This is a genomic window from Hydrogenophaga sp., assembly GCF_031426985.1.
Classification (GTDB): domain Bacteria; phylum Pseudomonadota; class Gammaproteobacteria; order Burkholderiales; family Burkholderiaceae_C; genus Hydrogenophaga.
On the sequence record NZ_JASJOY010000043.1, the window covers coordinates 157,957 to 173,046 of the forward strand.

The 15,090-nt window shown below is 65.1% G+C and carries 13 protein-coding genes; 4 read left to right on the forward strand and 9 right to left on the reverse strand.

The features are described from left to right. Window position 1: 1 nt before the first annotated feature. The 4 genes from RMP09_RS06215 to RMP09_RS06230 form a co-directional block, all read right to left on the reverse strand. Window positions 2-1,438: a TIGR03016 family PEP-CTERM system-associated outer membrane protein gene (locus tag RMP09_RS06215; RefSeq protein WP_310565135.1), complete on the reverse strand. Its 1,437-nt coding sequence runs from the start codon at window positions 1,436-1,438 to the stop codon at window positions 2-4. 130 nt (window positions 1,439-1,568) lie between these two features. After that, window positions 1,569-2,507, reverse strand: coding sequence for an XrtA-associated tyrosine autokinase (locus tag RMP09_RS06220; protein ID WP_310565136.1), 939 nt, complete (start codon window positions 2,505-2,507; stop codon window positions 1,569-1,571). A 6-nt stretch (window positions 2,508-2,513) separates the two neighbouring features. Further along, window positions 2,514-4,073: an XrtA system polysaccharide chain length determinant gene (locus RMP09_RS06225; protein WP_310565137.1), complete on the reverse strand. Its 1,560-nt coding sequence runs from the start codon at window positions 4,071-4,073 to the stop codon at window positions 2,514-2,516. Window positions 4,074-4,159: 86 nt separating this feature from the next. Beyond that, window positions 4,160-4,753 (reverse strand): XrtA/PEP-CTERM system exopolysaccharide export protein, encoded by a 594-nt coding sequence (locus tag RMP09_RS06230; RefSeq protein WP_310565138.1) that lies wholly within the window; start codon window positions 4,751-4,753, stop codon window positions 4,160-4,162. A 267-nt stretch (window positions 4,754-5,020) separates the two neighbouring features. Between RMP09_RS06230 and RMP09_RS06235 the strand changes: the two genes are divergently transcribed. The 3 genes from RMP09_RS06235 to rsxB all read left to right on the forward strand — a co-directional run bounded on the left by RMP09_RS06235 (window position 5,021) and on the right by rsxB (window position 8,609). Further along, the gene (locus RMP09_RS06235; protein ID WP_310565139.1) at window positions 5,021-6,229 is read left to right on the forward strand and encodes an amino acid aminotransferase; all 1,209 of its coding nucleotides are present in this window, start codon (window positions 5,021-5,023) and stop codon (window positions 6,227-6,229) included. A gap of 204 nt (window positions 6,230-6,433) precedes the next feature. After that, window positions 6,434-7,903, forward strand: coding sequence for a polyhydroxyalkanoate depolymerase (gene phaZ / locus RMP09_RS06240; protein ID WP_310565140.1), 1,470 nt, complete (start codon window positions 6,434-6,436; stop codon window positions 7,901-7,903). A 43-nt stretch (window positions 7,904-7,946) separates the two neighbouring features. Beyond that, entirely contained in the window at window positions 7,947-8,609 is a 663-nt protein-coding gene (gene rsxB / locus RMP09_RS06245; protein WP_310565141.1) for an electron transport complex subunit RsxB, read from the forward strand. A 26-nt stretch (window positions 8,610-8,635) separates the two neighbouring features. On the opposite strand, the gene RMP09_RS06250 is transcribed toward rsxB, so the two are convergent. Both RMP09_RS06250 and RMP09_RS06255 read right to left on the reverse strand, forming a co-directional pair. After that, window positions 8,636-10,951: a methyl-accepting chemotaxis protein gene (locus RMP09_RS06250; protein ID WP_310565142.1), complete on the reverse strand. Its 2,316-nt coding sequence runs from the start codon at window positions 10,949-10,951 to the stop codon at window positions 8,636-8,638. Window positions 10,952-11,049: 98 nt separating this feature from the next. Beyond that, window positions 11,050-11,391 carry a hypothetical protein gene (locus tag RMP09_RS06255; RefSeq protein ID WP_310565143.1) on the reverse strand — a complete coding sequence of 114 codons (342 nt, stop codon included), beginning with the start codon at window positions 11,389-11,391 and terminating at the stop codon, window positions 11,050-11,052. 141 nt (window positions 11,392-11,532) lie between these two features. Here RMP09_RS06255 and RMP09_RS06260 point away from each other — a divergent pair, with 141 nt between their 5' ends. Then, the gene (locus RMP09_RS06260) at window positions 11,533-11,904 is read left to right on the forward strand and encodes a cupin domain-containing protein (RefSeq protein WP_310565144.1); all 372 of its coding nucleotides are present in this window, start codon (window positions 11,533-11,535) and stop codon (window positions 11,902-11,904) included. A gap of 74 nt (window positions 11,905-11,978) precedes the next feature. Here the strand turns inward: RMP09_RS06260 and RMP09_RS06265 are convergent, their stop codons facing one another. The 3 genes from RMP09_RS06265 to RMP09_RS06275 all read right to left on the reverse strand — a co-directional run. Further along, window positions 11,979-12,470 carry a VOC family protein gene (locus RMP09_RS06265; protein ID WP_310565145.1) on the reverse strand — a complete coding sequence of 164 codons (492 nt, stop codon included), beginning with the start codon at window positions 12,468-12,470 and terminating at the stop codon, window positions 11,979-11,981. Further along, a complete protein-coding gene (locus RMP09_RS06270; RefSeq protein WP_310565146.1) occupies window positions 12,467-14,518 on the reverse strand; it encodes an acetyl/propionyl/methylcrotonyl-CoA carboxylase subunit alpha in 2,052 nt (683 codons plus the stop codon). The genes RMP09_RS06265 and RMP09_RS06270 overlap by 4 nt, the downstream gene beginning before the upstream one ends. 132 nt (window positions 14,519-14,650) lie before the next feature. Next, window positions 14,651-15,090: carboxyl transferase domain-containing protein (locus tag RMP09_RS06275; RefSeq protein WP_310565147.1), on the reverse strand; the 440-nt coding region annotated here is incomplete at its 5' end.

The window sequence follows — 15,090 nt, forward strand, 5'->3', positions numbered from 1 at the left end:
TTCAGAACCGGTGATGGACCATGCCCGCGATGGAGGTCTCGCCGTAGGGGCTGGTCGGGCTGTCCTGCACCGTGCGGCGCAACTGAACACTGCCCGAGGTGCGGGGGGCCAGTTGGGTATTCAAGCGCAGGGTCAGGCTGGTGTTCGTGGTCTTCTGGCTGGCCAGGCTGCCTTCGTTGCGCTGCAGGCTCCAGTCGGCACTGACCGAGGTCAGAGGTGTCAGGCGATGCCCCACCGAAAGGCCCAGCGCCTGTTGCAGCACGAAGTCGCTGCTGTCGAAATCGTCGCCCAGCGAGATGAGCGACTGCAAGCGGCTGGTGCGACTGCGACTGAGCGTCGCGGTCACCACCGTGCGGCGCCCTTGCAAAATGGCCGAGAGGCTCTGCGTGCGCGCCAGCGTGGCCGATGACGCCAAAAAGCTCTGAAACACCTCGGTATCGCCGGGAAGGCCCAACGCCAGCAAGTTGGCCTGCACCAGCTTCGCCCGCTTGATCGGATCGGTTTCCAAGGTACGGTAATAGGCATCCAGCAGGTCGTTCAGGGTTCCCAGCGAGGCGGTCGCCGCTTGCGTGGGGCTGTTGCTCACATCACGGGCATCGCGCAATCGCCACAGGGTGAGCCCCGTGCGGTGTTCCATTTGCAAGCTGTGCGCATGGCCGAAGTACCGCTTTTGCAGATCCAGGGACAGGCGGCTGCGGGGAGACGGGCGCCAGTCGGCGCCGACACCGGCGATGCGGTACGACTCGCGCTGCACGCTGAGCACGTCGTTGCGTTCGACACCCGCCGAGGCCGTCAGCATCAGCTGTGGTGTGACGGTGTAGTTCAGATTGAGGCGCACGCTGTCCGCGCGCGTCTCGCGATCCTGCGAATAGTCCGTGGTGCCGGACTGCGCCTGGACAGACCAGCCCAACGGTCCGTTGAACACGCCCTGCAAGAGCAAGGAGAGGTCCTGCGAAAGCCTGTCGGACCGCGTGGCCTGACGGGTGTCCGACCCGGCCAGCGCGTAGCGCAATTCGTAATCGGCGGCACCGGCCAGACGGCCTTTGAGGTACGGCGAGAAGCGGTAGCTGAAGGTCGCGGAACGGTTGTTGTTGGAGATACCGCTGCCACCGCTGGGCCCGAAGGCCGAAACAGCTTCTTCGCTGGCCACGGCCGACGCATCGACATACGCACGACCATCCCAGACCTCAAGGCTCCCCTGCCCATTGAGGGCGTGACGCAGGCGGTCGTCGCTGGTCCCCTGAATGTGGTGCATCGCTCGCAGCGAATAGTCCAGCGAACCTTTGACGCGCGCCCCATTGGCCACCACCCGCACGCCAGGACTGACCTCAATGACTTGCTCGCTGCGCGCGTCCGGCGTCTGTGGGCCGTTGCTGCTGAGCGTCAAGCCGGCGGACACGCGCCCTTCCACCCAGAGCGACTGGGCGTCCTGCCCCATGGCACAGGGCGATACCAGGGCCAAAGCGCCGAGGCACCACCCGCACCGCAAGACCTGCCGGGCAGCGCGTGCAGGAACAGCGGGCAAAAGGAACGGGCTCGGTTGCAGCATGTCGTTTCTCTGTGCACGCTCAGGATGCGGCCACTTCCTTTTTGTCACGCTTCTTTTTGGTCGAACTCTCCTGCCCGTAGCCATAGCCGTACCCGTATCCATATGCAGCCTGGTCCCCGCCGCGCGCTTGATTGAGCACCATCATCTTGACCGGACACGCTTCGATGGTGGTCAGCGCATGCCGGACCTGCGACTGCAATGTCTTCTCGGCCTGCACCACCATCACGATCTGCCCCATGTGCGTGGCCAGCACACGGGATTCGGTGGTCAGCAGCAGCGGCGGCGAGTCAAAAATGATCACCCGGTCCGGATACCGACGTCCCATCTCTTCGACCAGCGACGTCATGGCGTCACTGGCCAGCAGCTCCGTCGCCCGCGGATGTGGCGTGCCACTGGGCAGCAGGGTCAGTTTCTCGACATTGGTGCGCAACATCACATCGGCCATGTCGGTGCGTTTGTCCAGCAACAGATCCAGCAGCCCAGGACTGGGGGGCAGTCCCAGGGTTTTCATGAGCGAGGGTTTGGCCACATCGGCGTCGACCAGCAACACCCGGTAGTCCAGCTCCATGGCCATGCTCATGGCCAGATTGACGGCCGTGAAACTCTTGCCCTCGCCGGGCATGGCGCTGGTGACCATGATCAGATTGCCATTGGCCACGGGCGCAGCGCTCTTTCCGCTGGCGTTGTCCAGCAAAGGACGCTTGATGACGCGGAACTCGTCAGCGGCCAGGGAGCGAGGCGCCGCCGGCGTCACAAAGCCCATCGAGTGCAGCCGATCCAGATCAAACTCGATGCGACGTGAAACGGGAGAAGGCTCGGACGCTGGCACCTGCTCGACCCGCGGAGCCTGCACGCCAGCCACCACAGGTGGCTGCGCCACCGCTGGCTCAGGCATCGCGACCCCGGCCTGCCGCAGCTGGTCCAGACGTTGGGCGGCTTTTTCAATCAAGGTGGACATGGTCTCTTACCTTCCTGTGCTGGCCATGTAGGAAAGAAATGCCATGCCGATCACAAAAATCAATACCAGCACAACGAGCGAGGCGATGAAGCGCTTGAGACTGCGCGACTCGCGCCGACGGACCGCATCGTTTCGGATCAGAGTCACCACGCCCAGCAGCGGCAGCTGCGCATGGGCGCGCAGGCTGCCAGCTTCGAAATACACGGGGCGGATCTGACTGATCAGGAACGTCACTCCCGCGCCCACCGCGAGTGCCGCCACCAGCACCGCCGGCAGCAAGAGCACGCGGTTCGGAGCCACGGGCCGGTTTTCAGCACGGGGCGGGTCGATCACACGGAAGTTCGCCATGCTGGACGCCTGATCGAGCTCCCCGCTCATGGAGACCGATTCACGACGGGACACCAGGTCCTCGTAGTTCTTTTTGTGGATTTCGTAATCGCGGTTGAGTTGCGCCAACTCGGCTTCCATCTGCGGCGCCAGCTTCATCTGCTCCTGCGCACGGCGTGCACGCGATTCGTACTCGGCCACCCGTGCCCGCAGCGAGGCGACCTGAACGTCCGATTGCGAGACCACCCTGGAGAGATCGGACAGCACCGGATCACTGTCCACCAGCACCTGCGGATTGGCCTCGGCCTGCTTCTGCAGGTCTGCGATCTCACGTTTCTTTTGATCTTCCAGTTCGCGGATCATGCGACGGGTATTGGTCACATCAGGGTGGGCCTCGGTGAACCGCTGCATCAACGCATCCAGGTTGCTTTTGAGCGTCGCCAGGCGGGTGTCAAGCTCGGGCGTTGCCAGGCTCGCGGCCGGGACGCGGGCGGCACTTTTGCGCGAGGCTTTTTCTTGCTCCAGCTGCCGGCGCGCCGCATCACGCGCGCTTTCGGCCTCACGCAATTCCAGCCGCGCCTGGTTGAGCGTCGATCCGATCTCGGCAATGCGCCCTGCCATGTCCAGCCCGCCCTGGGCCTGGAGGTCGATGTTGCGCAGCCGAAATTCCTTCAGGCGGGACTCGGCCTCGCTGAGTTTGGCTTCGTAGTTCTTGATCTGCTCTTCAATGAACCGTCGGGCGCTGTCGGAGTCGCTCTTGGAGTCCCCCAGACTCGACTCGACAAAGATGGTCAGCATCGACTGCACCACTCGCAATGCTCTGTCCGGGTTTGCGCCCCGGTACGACAGGGTGTAGAGGTTGTCGCGCCCGGTGGTTTTTATGGACAAGTCGGCTGTCACCGCGTCGATCAGCCTGTCCTGCTCGGGCTTGGACTTGGCCGCCAGATCGAGGTCGGCCATCCGGATCAGCTTTTCCACATTGGGACGGCTGATCAGCGTGCGGCTGAGCATGGTCACCTGCTGGTCCACGTTCGGCTGCACCGCCAGGCCTGCCATCAGGGGGCGCAGAATGGTCTGGGTGTCCACGTAAACCCGGGCGGACGCCTCGAACCGGTCGGGCATCAGCAGCACGCCGATGGCCCCGGCTGCGGCCACCACCCACGCGACCGCCACACCCACCCTGCGGTACTTCCACATCCCGCGCAGGATGGAGTTCAGTTGTTGAAGCAGTTCTTGCATGCGTGCGGCCTCTCGACCGATCCCTGAAAAAGAAACACCCCGCCTCGCCGACGCGCGAGACCTGAATCACAGCCGTTGGCAACGGATCAGAACCAGCCCTGCGGAATGATCAGCACGTCGCCCGGCAGCATCTCGACGTTGGCCGAAATATCGCCACGACGCACCAAGTCCTGCAAGCGCACGCTGTAACGCTTGTTGCCTTCTGCCGCGCGGACGATGGTGGCCTTGTTGCCGTCGGCAAAGTCGGTCAGTCCGCCCACGGCAATCATGACGTCCATGACCGACATTTTTTGTTTGTAGGGCAGAAACTGGGGCTTGGCCGCTTCGCCCACGACGCGAATCTGTTCGCTGTAGGGGCCGACAAAGTTGGTCACGATCACCGTCACCACGGGATCACGCACCAGCTTGGCCAGGGCTTTCTCCACATCGCGCGCGATCTGGACCGGGGTCTTGCCCTGGGCCACCAATTCATCCACCAGCGGTGTGGACACCTTGCCGTCGGGACGGACCGGCACGGTGGAAGAGAGTTCGGGGTTGCGCCAGACGTTGATATTCAAGGTATCGCCCGGACCCACGAGGTAGTTGTAGTCGGGTGATGCGGCTTGCGCAGGCGCAGCGGGCAGCTCGGCGGACCGCGTGGCACATCCCGTCAAACCGGCGGTGACCAGTGCCGCGGCCATCACGGGAAGCGCAACCCGCTGCCAAGCGAAAGGTGCATGTTTTTGCATGATTCAAGACCTCCTGAAGCGCCAAATGTTAATAAAAGTTAACACTCAAATGAATATACCGCAGACCCATGTCAGTTGGCACCCGTGAATTTGTAAGCGCTCATCCGAAATGAGGAACATCCTTGGACCCGCTGCGGATCCCGCGCCACGGCAAGCCTGGCGGCGCGCTGGCGGCCACATAAAATGATGGTTTTCCTCCAACATCTCGGGATCTTCAGCATGTCTCTTTTCTCTGCCGTCGAAATGGCCCCCCGCGACCCCATTCTGGGTCTGAACGAGCAATTTGCCGCCGACTCGAACCCCAACAAGGTCAACCTGGGCGTGGGTGTGTATTTCGACGACAACGGCAAGCTGCCGCTGCTGCAGTGCGTGCAGGCGGCTGAAAAGGCCATGATGGACAAGCCGACCGCGCGCGGTTACCTGCCCATCGACGGCATCGCCGCCTACGACGCCGCCGTCAAAGGTCTGGTGTTCGGCGCCGACTCCGAGGTGGTCAAGAGCGGCCGCGTCGCCACGGTGCAGGCCATTGGCGGCACCGGCGGCCTGAAGATCGGCGCCGACTTCCTCAAGAAGCTCAGCCCCAACGCCACTGTGCTGATCTCCGACCCGAGCTGGGAAAACCACCGCGCGCTGTTCACCAACGCCGGCTTCCCGGTCGACACCTACCCCTACTTTGACCAGAGTGCCAACGGCGGCCTGGGCGGCATCAACTTCGACGGCATGCTGGCCAAGCTCAACGCCGCCGCCGAAGGCACCATCGTGCTGCTGCACGCCTGCTGCCACAACCCGACCGGCTACGACATCAGCGCCGCCCAGTGGGACCAGGTGATCGCGGCCGTGAAGGCGCGCAAGCTGACCGCCTTCCTCGACATGGCCTACCAGGGCTTTGGCTACGGCATCGCCGAAGACGGCGCCGTGATCGCCAAGTTCGTGGCCGCCGGCCTGAACATCTTCGTGTCGACCTCGTTCTCCAAGAGCTTCAGCCTGTACGGCGAGCGCGTCGGCGCTCTGAGCGTGGTCGGCAGCAACAAAGAAGAAACCGACCGCGTGCTGAGCCAGCTCAAGATCGCGATCCGCACCAACTACTCCAACCCGCCGACCCACGGCGGCGCCATCGTGGCCGCCGTGCTGGGCAACCCCGAGCTGCGCGCCCTGTGGGAAAAGGAACTGGGCGAGATGCGCGTGCGCATCAAGGCCATGCGGCAGAAGCTGGTGGACGGCCTGAGGGCCGCTGGCGTGGCCAAGGACATGTCCTTCATCACCACCCAGATCGGCATGTTCAGTTACTCCGGCCTGTCCAAGGACCAGATGGTGCGCCTGCGCAGCGAATTCGGCGTCTACGGCACCGACACCGGGCGCATGTGCGTGGCCGCCCTGAACAGCAAGAACATCGAGTACGTCTGCCAGGCGATCGCCAAGGTCATCTGATCCTGGACATTCACTGCCCCGCCAAGGCCGCTCTTGTAGCGGCCTTTTTTTTGGGCAGCGGCCCACCGGTTGCCTCGCTGCGACAGCCCGATGAAACCTTTCACAAAGGTGACAGATGGGCTCGGAATTTAGGTGTTTTCACCCTCATGCACAGAGAAGCAAACTGTTATATTGCACTGCAACATAACCGTCCTTTGCCCCACCATGCTCTACCAGTTGTACGAAACCCAGCGCTCCTTGATGGAGCCGTTCGCAGACCTGGCCGAAGTTGCCGCCAAGATGTTCAACAACCCGGTGCTGCCGTTGAGCCAGCTGCCCATGGCGCAGCGCGTGGCCGCCGGCTACGACCTGATGCACCGCCTGGGCAAGGACTACGAGAAGCCGGCGTTCGAAATCACGACGGTGGACGTGGACGGCGTGGACGTGGCGATCTTTGAGCGCATCGAAATCGACAAGCCGTTCTGCGAGCTGCGCCGCTTCAAGCGCTTCAGCGACGACGCGGCCACGCTGAGCAAGCTCAAGGGCCAGCCGGTGGTGCTGATCGTCGCGCCGCTGTCGGGCCACTACGCCACGCTGCTGCGCGACACGGTCAAGACCATGCTCAAGGACCACAAGGTCTACATCACCGACTGGAAGAACGCCCGCCTGGTGCCGCTGTCCGAAGGTGAGTTTCACCTCGACGACTACGTCAACTATGTGCAGGAGTTCATCCGCTACCTGCAGAAGACCTACGGCAACTGCCATGTGATGAGCGTGTGCCAGCCCACGGTGCCGGTGCTGGCGGCCGTGTCGCTGATGGCCAGCCGGGGGGAAACCACGCCGCTGTCGATGACCATGATGGGCGGACCGATCGACGCGACCAAGTCGCCGACCTCGGTGAACAACCTGGCCACGCAGCGCAGCCACAGCTGGTTCGAGAACAACGTCATCTACCGTGTGCCCACCAGCTTCCCAGGGTCCGGTCGCCGCGTCTACCCCGGCTTCCTGCAGCACACCGGCTTTGTGGCCATGAACCCGGACCGCCACGCCAGCAGCCATTACGACTACTTCCAGGACCTGATCAAGGGCGACAACGAAAGCGCCGAAGCCCACCGCAAGTTCTACGACGAGTACAACGCGGTGCTGGACATGGACGCCGACTACTACCTGGAAACCATCCAGACCGTGTTCCAGGACTTCAAGCTGGTCAACGGCACTTGGGACGTCAAGAACGAAAAGGGCCAGATCGAGCGCGTGCGCCCCGAGGACATTGCCCACTCCGGTCTGCTGACCGTGGAAGGCGAGCTTGACGACATTTCGGGTTCGGGGCAGACGGCCGCCGCACACCGGCTGTGCACCGGCATCCCCAAGGCGCACCAGATGCACTACGAGGCCAAGGGTGCTGGCCACTACGGCATTTTCAGTGGCCGCCGCTGGCGCGAAATGGTGTACCCGGTGGTCAAGAGCTTCATCCTGGCCCACCAGCCGGGCAAGGTGGCCGCTGAAGCGGCTCCAGCATCCGTGGTGACGCCCGTCGCTGCACCGGCGCGCAAGCCTGCCGCCAAGACCGTGGTGGCCAAAACCGCTGCGACCAAAGCGGTGACCGCCAAGCCGACGGCGGTCGCAACCGTGCCGGCCCAGAAGCCGGCCAGCAAAGCCACCTCAGCCCGCAAGGGCAAGAGCCCGCGCGCCTGATCGCGCAGAGGCCCGGGCGCAGGGCGCCGGTATATTCGCGGCCATGAATCCGCTCGCACGGCGCATCGACGCCGCCCTGCCCCAGACCCAGTGCACGCGCTGCGGCTACCCCGACTGCGCGGCCTACGCCCAGGCCATCGCCGCGGGCGAGGCGGCCATCAACCAGTGCCCGCCCGGCGGTGTGGAGGGCATTGCCCGGCTGGCGGCCATCACCGGCCAGCCGGTCACGGCGCTGAATCCGGCCAACGGCATTGACGGCCCGCTGACCCTGGCGGTGATCGACGAGGACTGGTGCATCGGCTGCACGCTGTGCATCAAAGCCTGCCCGACCGACGCCATCGTCGGCAGCAACAAGCACATGCACACCGTCATCGAACCGTATTGCACCGGTTGCGAGCTGTGCATCCCGGCCTGCCCGGTGGACTGCATTGCCCTGGAGGTGGTGAGCGGCGAGCGCACCGGCTGGCAGGCCTGGAGTGCTGAGCAGGCCGACCTGGCGCGCAGCCGCTACGAAGCACGGCACCAGCGGCTGCAACGCGAGGAGCGCGAACAGGCCGCGGCACTGGAGGCCAAGGCGCGCATGAAGTTCGCCGACCTGGCGGCACATTCGCTGCACACCGACCCGGCCACGCTGGACAAGAAGCGCGCGGTGATCGAAGCCGCGCTGGCCCGCGCCAAGGCCAAACGCGAAAGCCAGCAGGGCTAAAGCCCGCTGGCGCAACACTCACCGGCTCAGACCGCCACCATGGACTTGTACACGCCGCAGCCCACGTACAGGTCGTCCACCTTGACCACGTAAGACATCTTGGTCTGGACGCGTCCGGTCGACGGGTTGGTGATCTCGTACTCCACCCAGCCTGGCTCGGACTCGGCCTGCAGCACGATCGCTTCCAGCAAGGCCTGGCCATCGACGCCGGTGATGTCCTGCACGCGCGAGCCGACTTTCTCGGGCTTGCCGCCAAAGGCGCGGTAGCCACCGGCGCCGTCAAGCGCGAAGACATACATGTCGCGGTCGAAGAAGCCCTGCCCCGGATCGGTCAGGTCGCGCACAAAACTGTCGCGGCCCACGCGCTGGCGGAGCTCCAGAGCGCGGTTGACCATGTCCATGGCCTCTTCGGCCGTGCCCTGCTGCAGCATGAAGCTGGACACCGCCTGCGACAGGTGCGCCGCCCGACGCTCCAGCAGATTGGACTGGCTGACCGCGCGTTCGACCATCTGGGCATTGCGCTGGGTGATCTGGTCCAGCTGGGCAACGGCCGATGAAATTTCGGTCAGGCCGCTGCTCTGCTCGGCACTGGCGGCCGAAATGAGCGACATGTTGCTCGCCACGCCGCGCACGCCGTTGACGATCTGCGTCATGTTGCTGCCGGCCGCCCGGATCTGCGAGACGCTGCCGGCCACCTGTTCGCCCGAGGCGTGGATGAGCTGGCGGATTTCCTTAGCCGACGCGGCCGAGCGTTGCGCCAGGGTGCGCACCTCGCTGGCCACCACCGCAAAGCCCCGGCCCTGCTCACCGGCGCGCGCGGCTTCCACCGCCGCGTTGAGCGCCAGGATGTTGGTCTGGAAGGCCAGGCTGTCGATGACCCCCACGATTTCGTTCATCTGCTGAGCGCTTTTCTGGATGACCTCCACCGACGCCACGGCCGCCCCCATGGACTGCGCGCCCGACTCTGCCACGTCGCGCACCTTGGCCGCCTGGGCGTCAGAATCGCCCGCCGTTTCGGCGTTCTGGTGCACCGTGCTGGACAGTTCCTGCACGCTGGCCGCCGTCTGCTCCAGGTTGGCCGCCTGCTGCTCGGTGCGCTCGGCCAGGTCGCGGTTGCCGGCGGCCAGGCTCTTGCCTGAAAACGCCACCAAGGCGGAGTTGCTGCGCACCTCGGCCACCATGGCCGACAGGTTCGCGTTCATGCCCTCCAGCAGCTCGGTCAACTCGGCCAGTTCGTCGCGCCCACGGATCTTGATGTGCGTGCGCAGATTGCCCGCGGCGGTCTGGCGCATCGCGTCGATGGCTTGCCGGAAGTCGATGACGAAGCTGAAGTAGAAGGCCAGCATCAGGTATAGCACCGCCAGCAGCCCGGCGGTCATCGCTGCGAGCGAAAAAATCAGCATGCGCTGTTCCTGGTCCACCCGCTGCCTGAGCAGGGTGTCCAGCTGGGTCTGCACCGCCTGCTGGTAGTCGGTCACGGCGGCAATGGCGCGGGTGCCGGCGGCGAAGTAGTCCGCGGCTGACTGCCCGCCCTGCGGCCCCATCGCCTGGGAGGCCCCGTTCAGGAACGCCTGCACCGACTGCGCGGTCTGCTCGCCCTTGAGTTCACCCTGGCCGTACTTTTGCGCAAAACGCTGCAAGTGCAGCACGTCGGCCGTGGCCGCCTGCGCATCGGCGATCAGCATGACCACCCGGTTGACCACCTGCGGGTCGCGCTCGGTGCTGGCCAGCTGCCCGGCACCCAGGCCACGGGCCTGGGCGAGCAGCTCGCCCCAGCGCGGCGCGTGGCTGACCGCCATGTCCATGAGGAAATAGCTCGCCGGATCGGGGTCGAACAACAGGTTGGAGCGTTCCGCCGCCGTGTAGATGAACAGGCGCAGATCGCGCACCAGCGTGCTGTGGCGCGCAAAGGATTCGGGCGCCGGCATCTGCTCGCTCGCCGACAGTTCGCCGACGGCCTGGCGCAAGGGCTTCCATTCGCCCGCGAGGTCGAAGTCGGGCCGTTCGGCCAGCGCCTGGTCCACCGCCGCCAGCCCGGTCTGCAGCTGTTGGCGGGTGGCTTGCAGCGCCGCGCGGGCGCCGGCATCGCCTGACAGCAGCATGTTGGTCTGGCCACGGTGCTTTTGCACGTCGACCACCACCGCGCTCAGGCGCTGCACCAGCTGCGATCCGTGGATCTCCGCCTCGGTGAATGTGATCGAATCGTTGACGCGTTGCGTCAGCAGCAGGCTGATGATCACCAGCGGCACGAACAGCACCAGCGCCAGCACCCCCAGCTTGGTGGGCAGACGCAGCAGACGCATGAGCTGCACGCCGGGGCGCAGCGGTTTCAGAAAAAACATGTGCAGGTACTCCACCGTTCATTGTTCTGTGGCTATCGGCTGTCCAGAGCCGAGCTTGAGGCAGATGTCATCGGGGGGCGTCCGCTGACCGGGGTGCGTCAGTGGATGCTGCGGATGCCGGACTGGCGCGCTTCGAAATGGCGGAACAGCTGCACCGCCATCGTGCGCAGGGCGTCGTCGGCCAGGTTGTGGGCATCTTTGAGCTGCTGCAGGGCGTAGCGGCGGTCGCACATCATCAGTGCGCGGCTCACACACATGCCATGACCGGCCATGCGCAAGGTGAAGTCTTCCAGCAGCTCGGGGGGCCAGGGCATGGCCAGTTCGCGCTCGCGCCAGGTCTGCGGCTGCTGTGCCCAGCGCTGGTCGCCTTGCGACAGCAGATCGTGCGCAGGCAGACTTGCCGACTGGGCGGATGACATGGACGGAGATGGGACGTTCATGGCGTTCTCCTGAAAACGGCGGCCAGCCGGTGGGTGAGTAGGACCAGAGGTTACGGACCCGCCGCATCGCCTGTGCCCTGAAAAACGCCACAAAAGCCCGCCAGCCCTTGGCTTCCCGGCCGCGCTGGGCACAATCCGGGCATGGCCACCACCTCCCGTCTGATCAAACTCACCGCCCGTCCCGAGGGCCCGCCCAGCACCGACCACCCGCGCCCGGAACGCCTGTTGCGCGGCAACCCGCTGCGCGAAACCTGGAACCTGGTCGAGGCCGGTCTGCCCGCCGGGCAGGTGTTCTGCGGCGTCTGGCGCTGCGAGCCGGGCCACTGGCGCATCGCCATGGGGCCAACCGAGCGCGAGCTGTTCACCGTGCTCGAAGGGCGCTGCCGGGTGCACGATGCGCAAGGCGGCTTCGAGGAAGCCGGCCCGGGCGAAGCGATCTACATCCCGCCCGGCTTTGAAGGTGCCTTCGAGGTGCTGGAGCCCCTGACCAAGACCTACATGATTTGCGAGTGAGCCTCTCGCGGACATGAAAAAACGCCGCCCGGTTCACACCGGGGCGGCGTCGGTCTCCTCGGCCTCGTTGGATCTCAGTTCGGCTGGCCCGCCAGCTGTGCGAACGCGCTCACCACCGCCGGCGGCGCCTGCACCAGCTCGATCAGCACGCCCTCGCCCGCGATCGGGAACTCGTCGTTCGCCTTGGGGTGCAAAAAGGTGATGTCGAAGCCCGCGGCGCCCTTGCGGATGCCCCCGGGCGCAAAACGCACGCCATTGGCCGTGAGCCATGCCACCGCCACCGGCAGGTCGTCGATCCACAGGCCTATGTGGTTGAGCGGCGTGTTGTGGACCGCCGGTTTCTTCTCGGGGTCGATGGGCTGCATCAGATCGACCTCGACCTTGAACGGGCCGCTGCCGATGGCGCAGATGTCTTCGTCCACGTTCTCGCGCTCGCTCTGGAAAGTGCCGGTCTTCTCCAGACCCAGCATGTCCACCCACAGCGTCTGCAGCCGCAGCTTGTCGGGGCCACCGATGGCGATCTGCTGGACGCCGAGGACTTTGAAAGGACGGGGCGTGCCTTTCATTTCTCGAACTCCACGATCGGCTGATCGACGACGAGGCTCTCGCCCTTGGACGCCAGCACCTTGGCCACCACGCCGTCGGCCGCGGCGAACAGCACGTTCTCCATCTTCATGGCTTCGATCACGGCCACGCGTTCACCAGCCTGCACCTTCTGGCCGACCTGCACCGCCACATCCACCAGCAGGCCCGGCATGGGCGAGAGCACGTATTTGCTCATGTCCGGCGCGGCTTTGAAGGGCATGAGCCGGTGCAGCTCGGCCATGCGCGGCGACATGACCATCGTCTCCAGCTTGGTGCCGTTGTGCTGCACCACCAGACACAACGGATTGCGCGGCGAGCCACGCTCCATCTGGGCGGTGAACGCTTCGCCATTGACCTCGCCATTGATGACGATGTCGTTCAGGCGCGAAGGCGAGCTGATCTTGTAGCGCTTCTCACCGACCTGCACCGAGGCGTAGCCGGTTTCGCCGACGAATTCGTCCACGTGCACCGCGGTGTACTTGTGCTGACCATCTGCGGCCAGACTGACCACCACATAGTCCTTGCCCACCTTGACGCCGTAGCCCGGCAGCTGGCCGCTGATGCCGGTGGCGCGCTCGCGGCTCTTGCGGCGCACGAAGGCGGCCAGGGCCACGAGGAAGTCCGGGTCGCTGTGCGGCACGTCCTCGGCACGGAAGCCGTGGGCATAGTGCAAGGCGATGAAACCGGTGTTGAAGTTGCCCGAAACGAAATCCGGGTGCGCCAGCAGCGCGGCCTGGAACGGGATGTTGCTGTTGATGCCACGGATCACGAAACCGTTGAGCGCCTCGCGCATCTTGGCGATCGCGTCGTTGCGGTCCTTGCCGTGCACGATGAGCTTGGCGATCATCGAGTCGTAGTACATCGGGATCTCGCCGCCGTCGTACACGCCGGTGTCCACGCGCACCCCGTGCTTGTGGGCCGTGTCGGCCTGCCACATCGTCTCCTTGGGCGGGTCGAAGCGCACCAGGCGGCCGGTGGACGGCAGGAAGTTGCGGAACGGATCTTCGGCGTTGATGCGGCACTCCATGGCCCAGCCGTCGCGCTTCACGTCGGCCTGGGTCAGCGGCAGCGGCTCGCCGGCCGCCACGCGGATCATCAGCTCCACCAGGTCCAGGCCGGTGATGCACTCGGTCACCGGGTGCTCCACCTGCAGGCGGGTGTTCATCTCCAGGAAGTAGAAGTCCTGGTCCTTGCCGACCACGAACTCCACCGTGCCGGCGCTCTGGTACTTCACGGCCTTGGCCAGCGCCACGGCCTGTTCGCCCATGGCCTTGCGGGTGGCGTCACTGATGAAGGGCGACGGCGCCTCCTCGATCACCTTCTGGTGGCGGCGCTGGATCGAGCACTCGCGCTCGTTCAGGTAGATCACGTTGCCGTGGCTGTCGCCCAGAATCTGGATCTCGATGTGGCGCGGCTCCTGCACGAACTTCTCGATGAAGATGCGGTCGTCGCCGAAGCTGTTGCGCGCCTCGTTCTGGCAGGCGGTGAAGCCTTCCAGCGCTTCCTTGTCGTTGAAGGCCACGCGCAGGCCCTTGCCGCCACCGCCGGCCGAGGCCTTGATCATCACCGGATAGCCGATGCCCTTGGCGATATCGACGGCTTTCTCGGCCGACTCGATGGCGTCGTTGTAGCCGGGGATGGTGTTGACCTTGGCCTCATTGGCCAGCTTCTTGGAGGCGATCTTGTCGCCCATGGCCGCGATGGAGAAGTGGCGCGGGCCGATGAAAGCGATGCCTTCGTCTTCGCAGCGCTTGGCGAAGGCTTCGTTCTCCGACAGGAAACCGTAGCCCGGGTGCACCGCTTCGGCGCCCGTGGCCTTACAGGCCGCGATGATCTTGTCGGCCACCAGGTAGGACTCGCGCGAGGGCGCCGGGCCGATCAGCACAGCCTCGTCGGCCAGCTGCACGTGGCGCGCTTCCTTGTCGGCCTCGGAGTACACGGCCACGGTGGCGATGCCCATCTTGCGGGCGGTGGCGATGACGCGGCAGGCGATCTCGCCGCGGTTCGCGATCAGGATTTTCTTGAACATGGTGATGTCCTAATTCTCAAATGTGGGAGTGCCGAAGCCGCCATCCAGCGGACACCGCAGAACCGGCTTTGCCGGGCTGCTGGTGTCGCCCCCTTGAGGGGGTGACGCGAAGCGGCGCGGGGGTGTTCCAGTTCACAGCGGGATGTTGCCGTGCTTGCGCCACGGGTTCTCGATCTTCTTGTCCTTGAGCATCACCAGCGAGCGGCAGATGCGCTTGCGGGTTTCCGAAGGCAGGATCACGTCGTCGATGAAGCCGCGCGCGCCGGCCACGAAGGGGTTGGCGAAGCGGGCCTTGTATTCGGCCTCGCGCTCGGCCAGCTTGGCCGGGTCCTTCTTCTCTTCGCGGAAGATGATCTCCACCGCGCCCTTGGCGCCCATCACTGCGATCTCGGCGTTAGGCCAGGCGAAGTTCACGTCGCCGCGCAGGTGCTTGGAGGCCATCACGTCGTACGCACCGCCGTAGGCCTTGCGGGTGATCACGGTGATCTTGGGCACGGTGCACTCGGCATACGCGTAGAGCAGCTTGGCGCCGTGTTTGATGATGCCGCCGTACTCCTGGCTGGTGCCGGGCA

Coding starts and splice junctions, on each gene's coding strand:
- RMP09_RS06215 (WP_310565135.1), bottom strand. CDS start 1,438: ATGGGGCAGGACGCCCAGTCGCTCTGGGTGGAAGGGCGCGTGTCCGCC.
- RMP09_RS06220 (WP_310565136.1), bottom strand. CDS start 2,507: ATGTCCACCTTGATTGAAAAAGCCGCCCAACGTCTGGACCAGCTGCGG.
- RMP09_RS06225 (WP_310565137.1), bottom strand. CDS start 4,073: ATGCAAGAACTGCTTCAACAACTGAACTCCATCCTGCGCGGGATGTGG.
- RMP09_RS06230 (WP_310565138.1), bottom strand. CDS start 4,753: ATGGCCGCGGCACTGGTCACCGCCGGTTTGACGGGATGTGCCACGCGG.
- RMP09_RS06235 (WP_310565139.1), top strand. CDS start 5,021: ATGTCTCTTTTCTCTGCCGTCGAAATGGCCCCCCGCGACCCCATTCTG.
- phaZ (WP_310565140.1), top strand. CDS start 6,434: ATGCTCTACCAGTTGTACGAAACCCAGCGCTCCTTGATGGAGCCGTTC.
- rsxB (WP_310565141.1), top strand. CDS start 7,947: ATGAATCCGCTCGCACGGCGCATCGACGCCGCCCTGCCCCAGACCCAG.
- RMP09_RS06250 (WP_310565142.1), bottom strand. CDS start 10,951: ATGTTTTTTCTGAAACCGCTGCGCCCCGGCGTGCAGCTCATGCGTCTG.
- RMP09_RS06255 (WP_310565143.1), bottom strand. CDS start 11,391: ATGAACGTCCCATCTCCGTCCATGTCATCCGCCCAGTCGGCAAGTCTG.
- RMP09_RS06260 (WP_310565144.1), top strand. CDS start 11,533: ATGGCCACCACCTCCCGTCTGATCAAACTCACCGCCCGTCCCGAGGGC.
- RMP09_RS06265 (WP_310565145.1), bottom strand. CDS start 12,470: ATGAAAGGCACGCCCCGTCCTTTCAAAGTCCTCGGCGTCCAGCAGATC.
- RMP09_RS06270 (WP_310565146.1), bottom strand. CDS start 14,518: ATGTTCAAGAAAATCCTGATCGCGAACCGCGGCGAGATCGCCTGCCGC.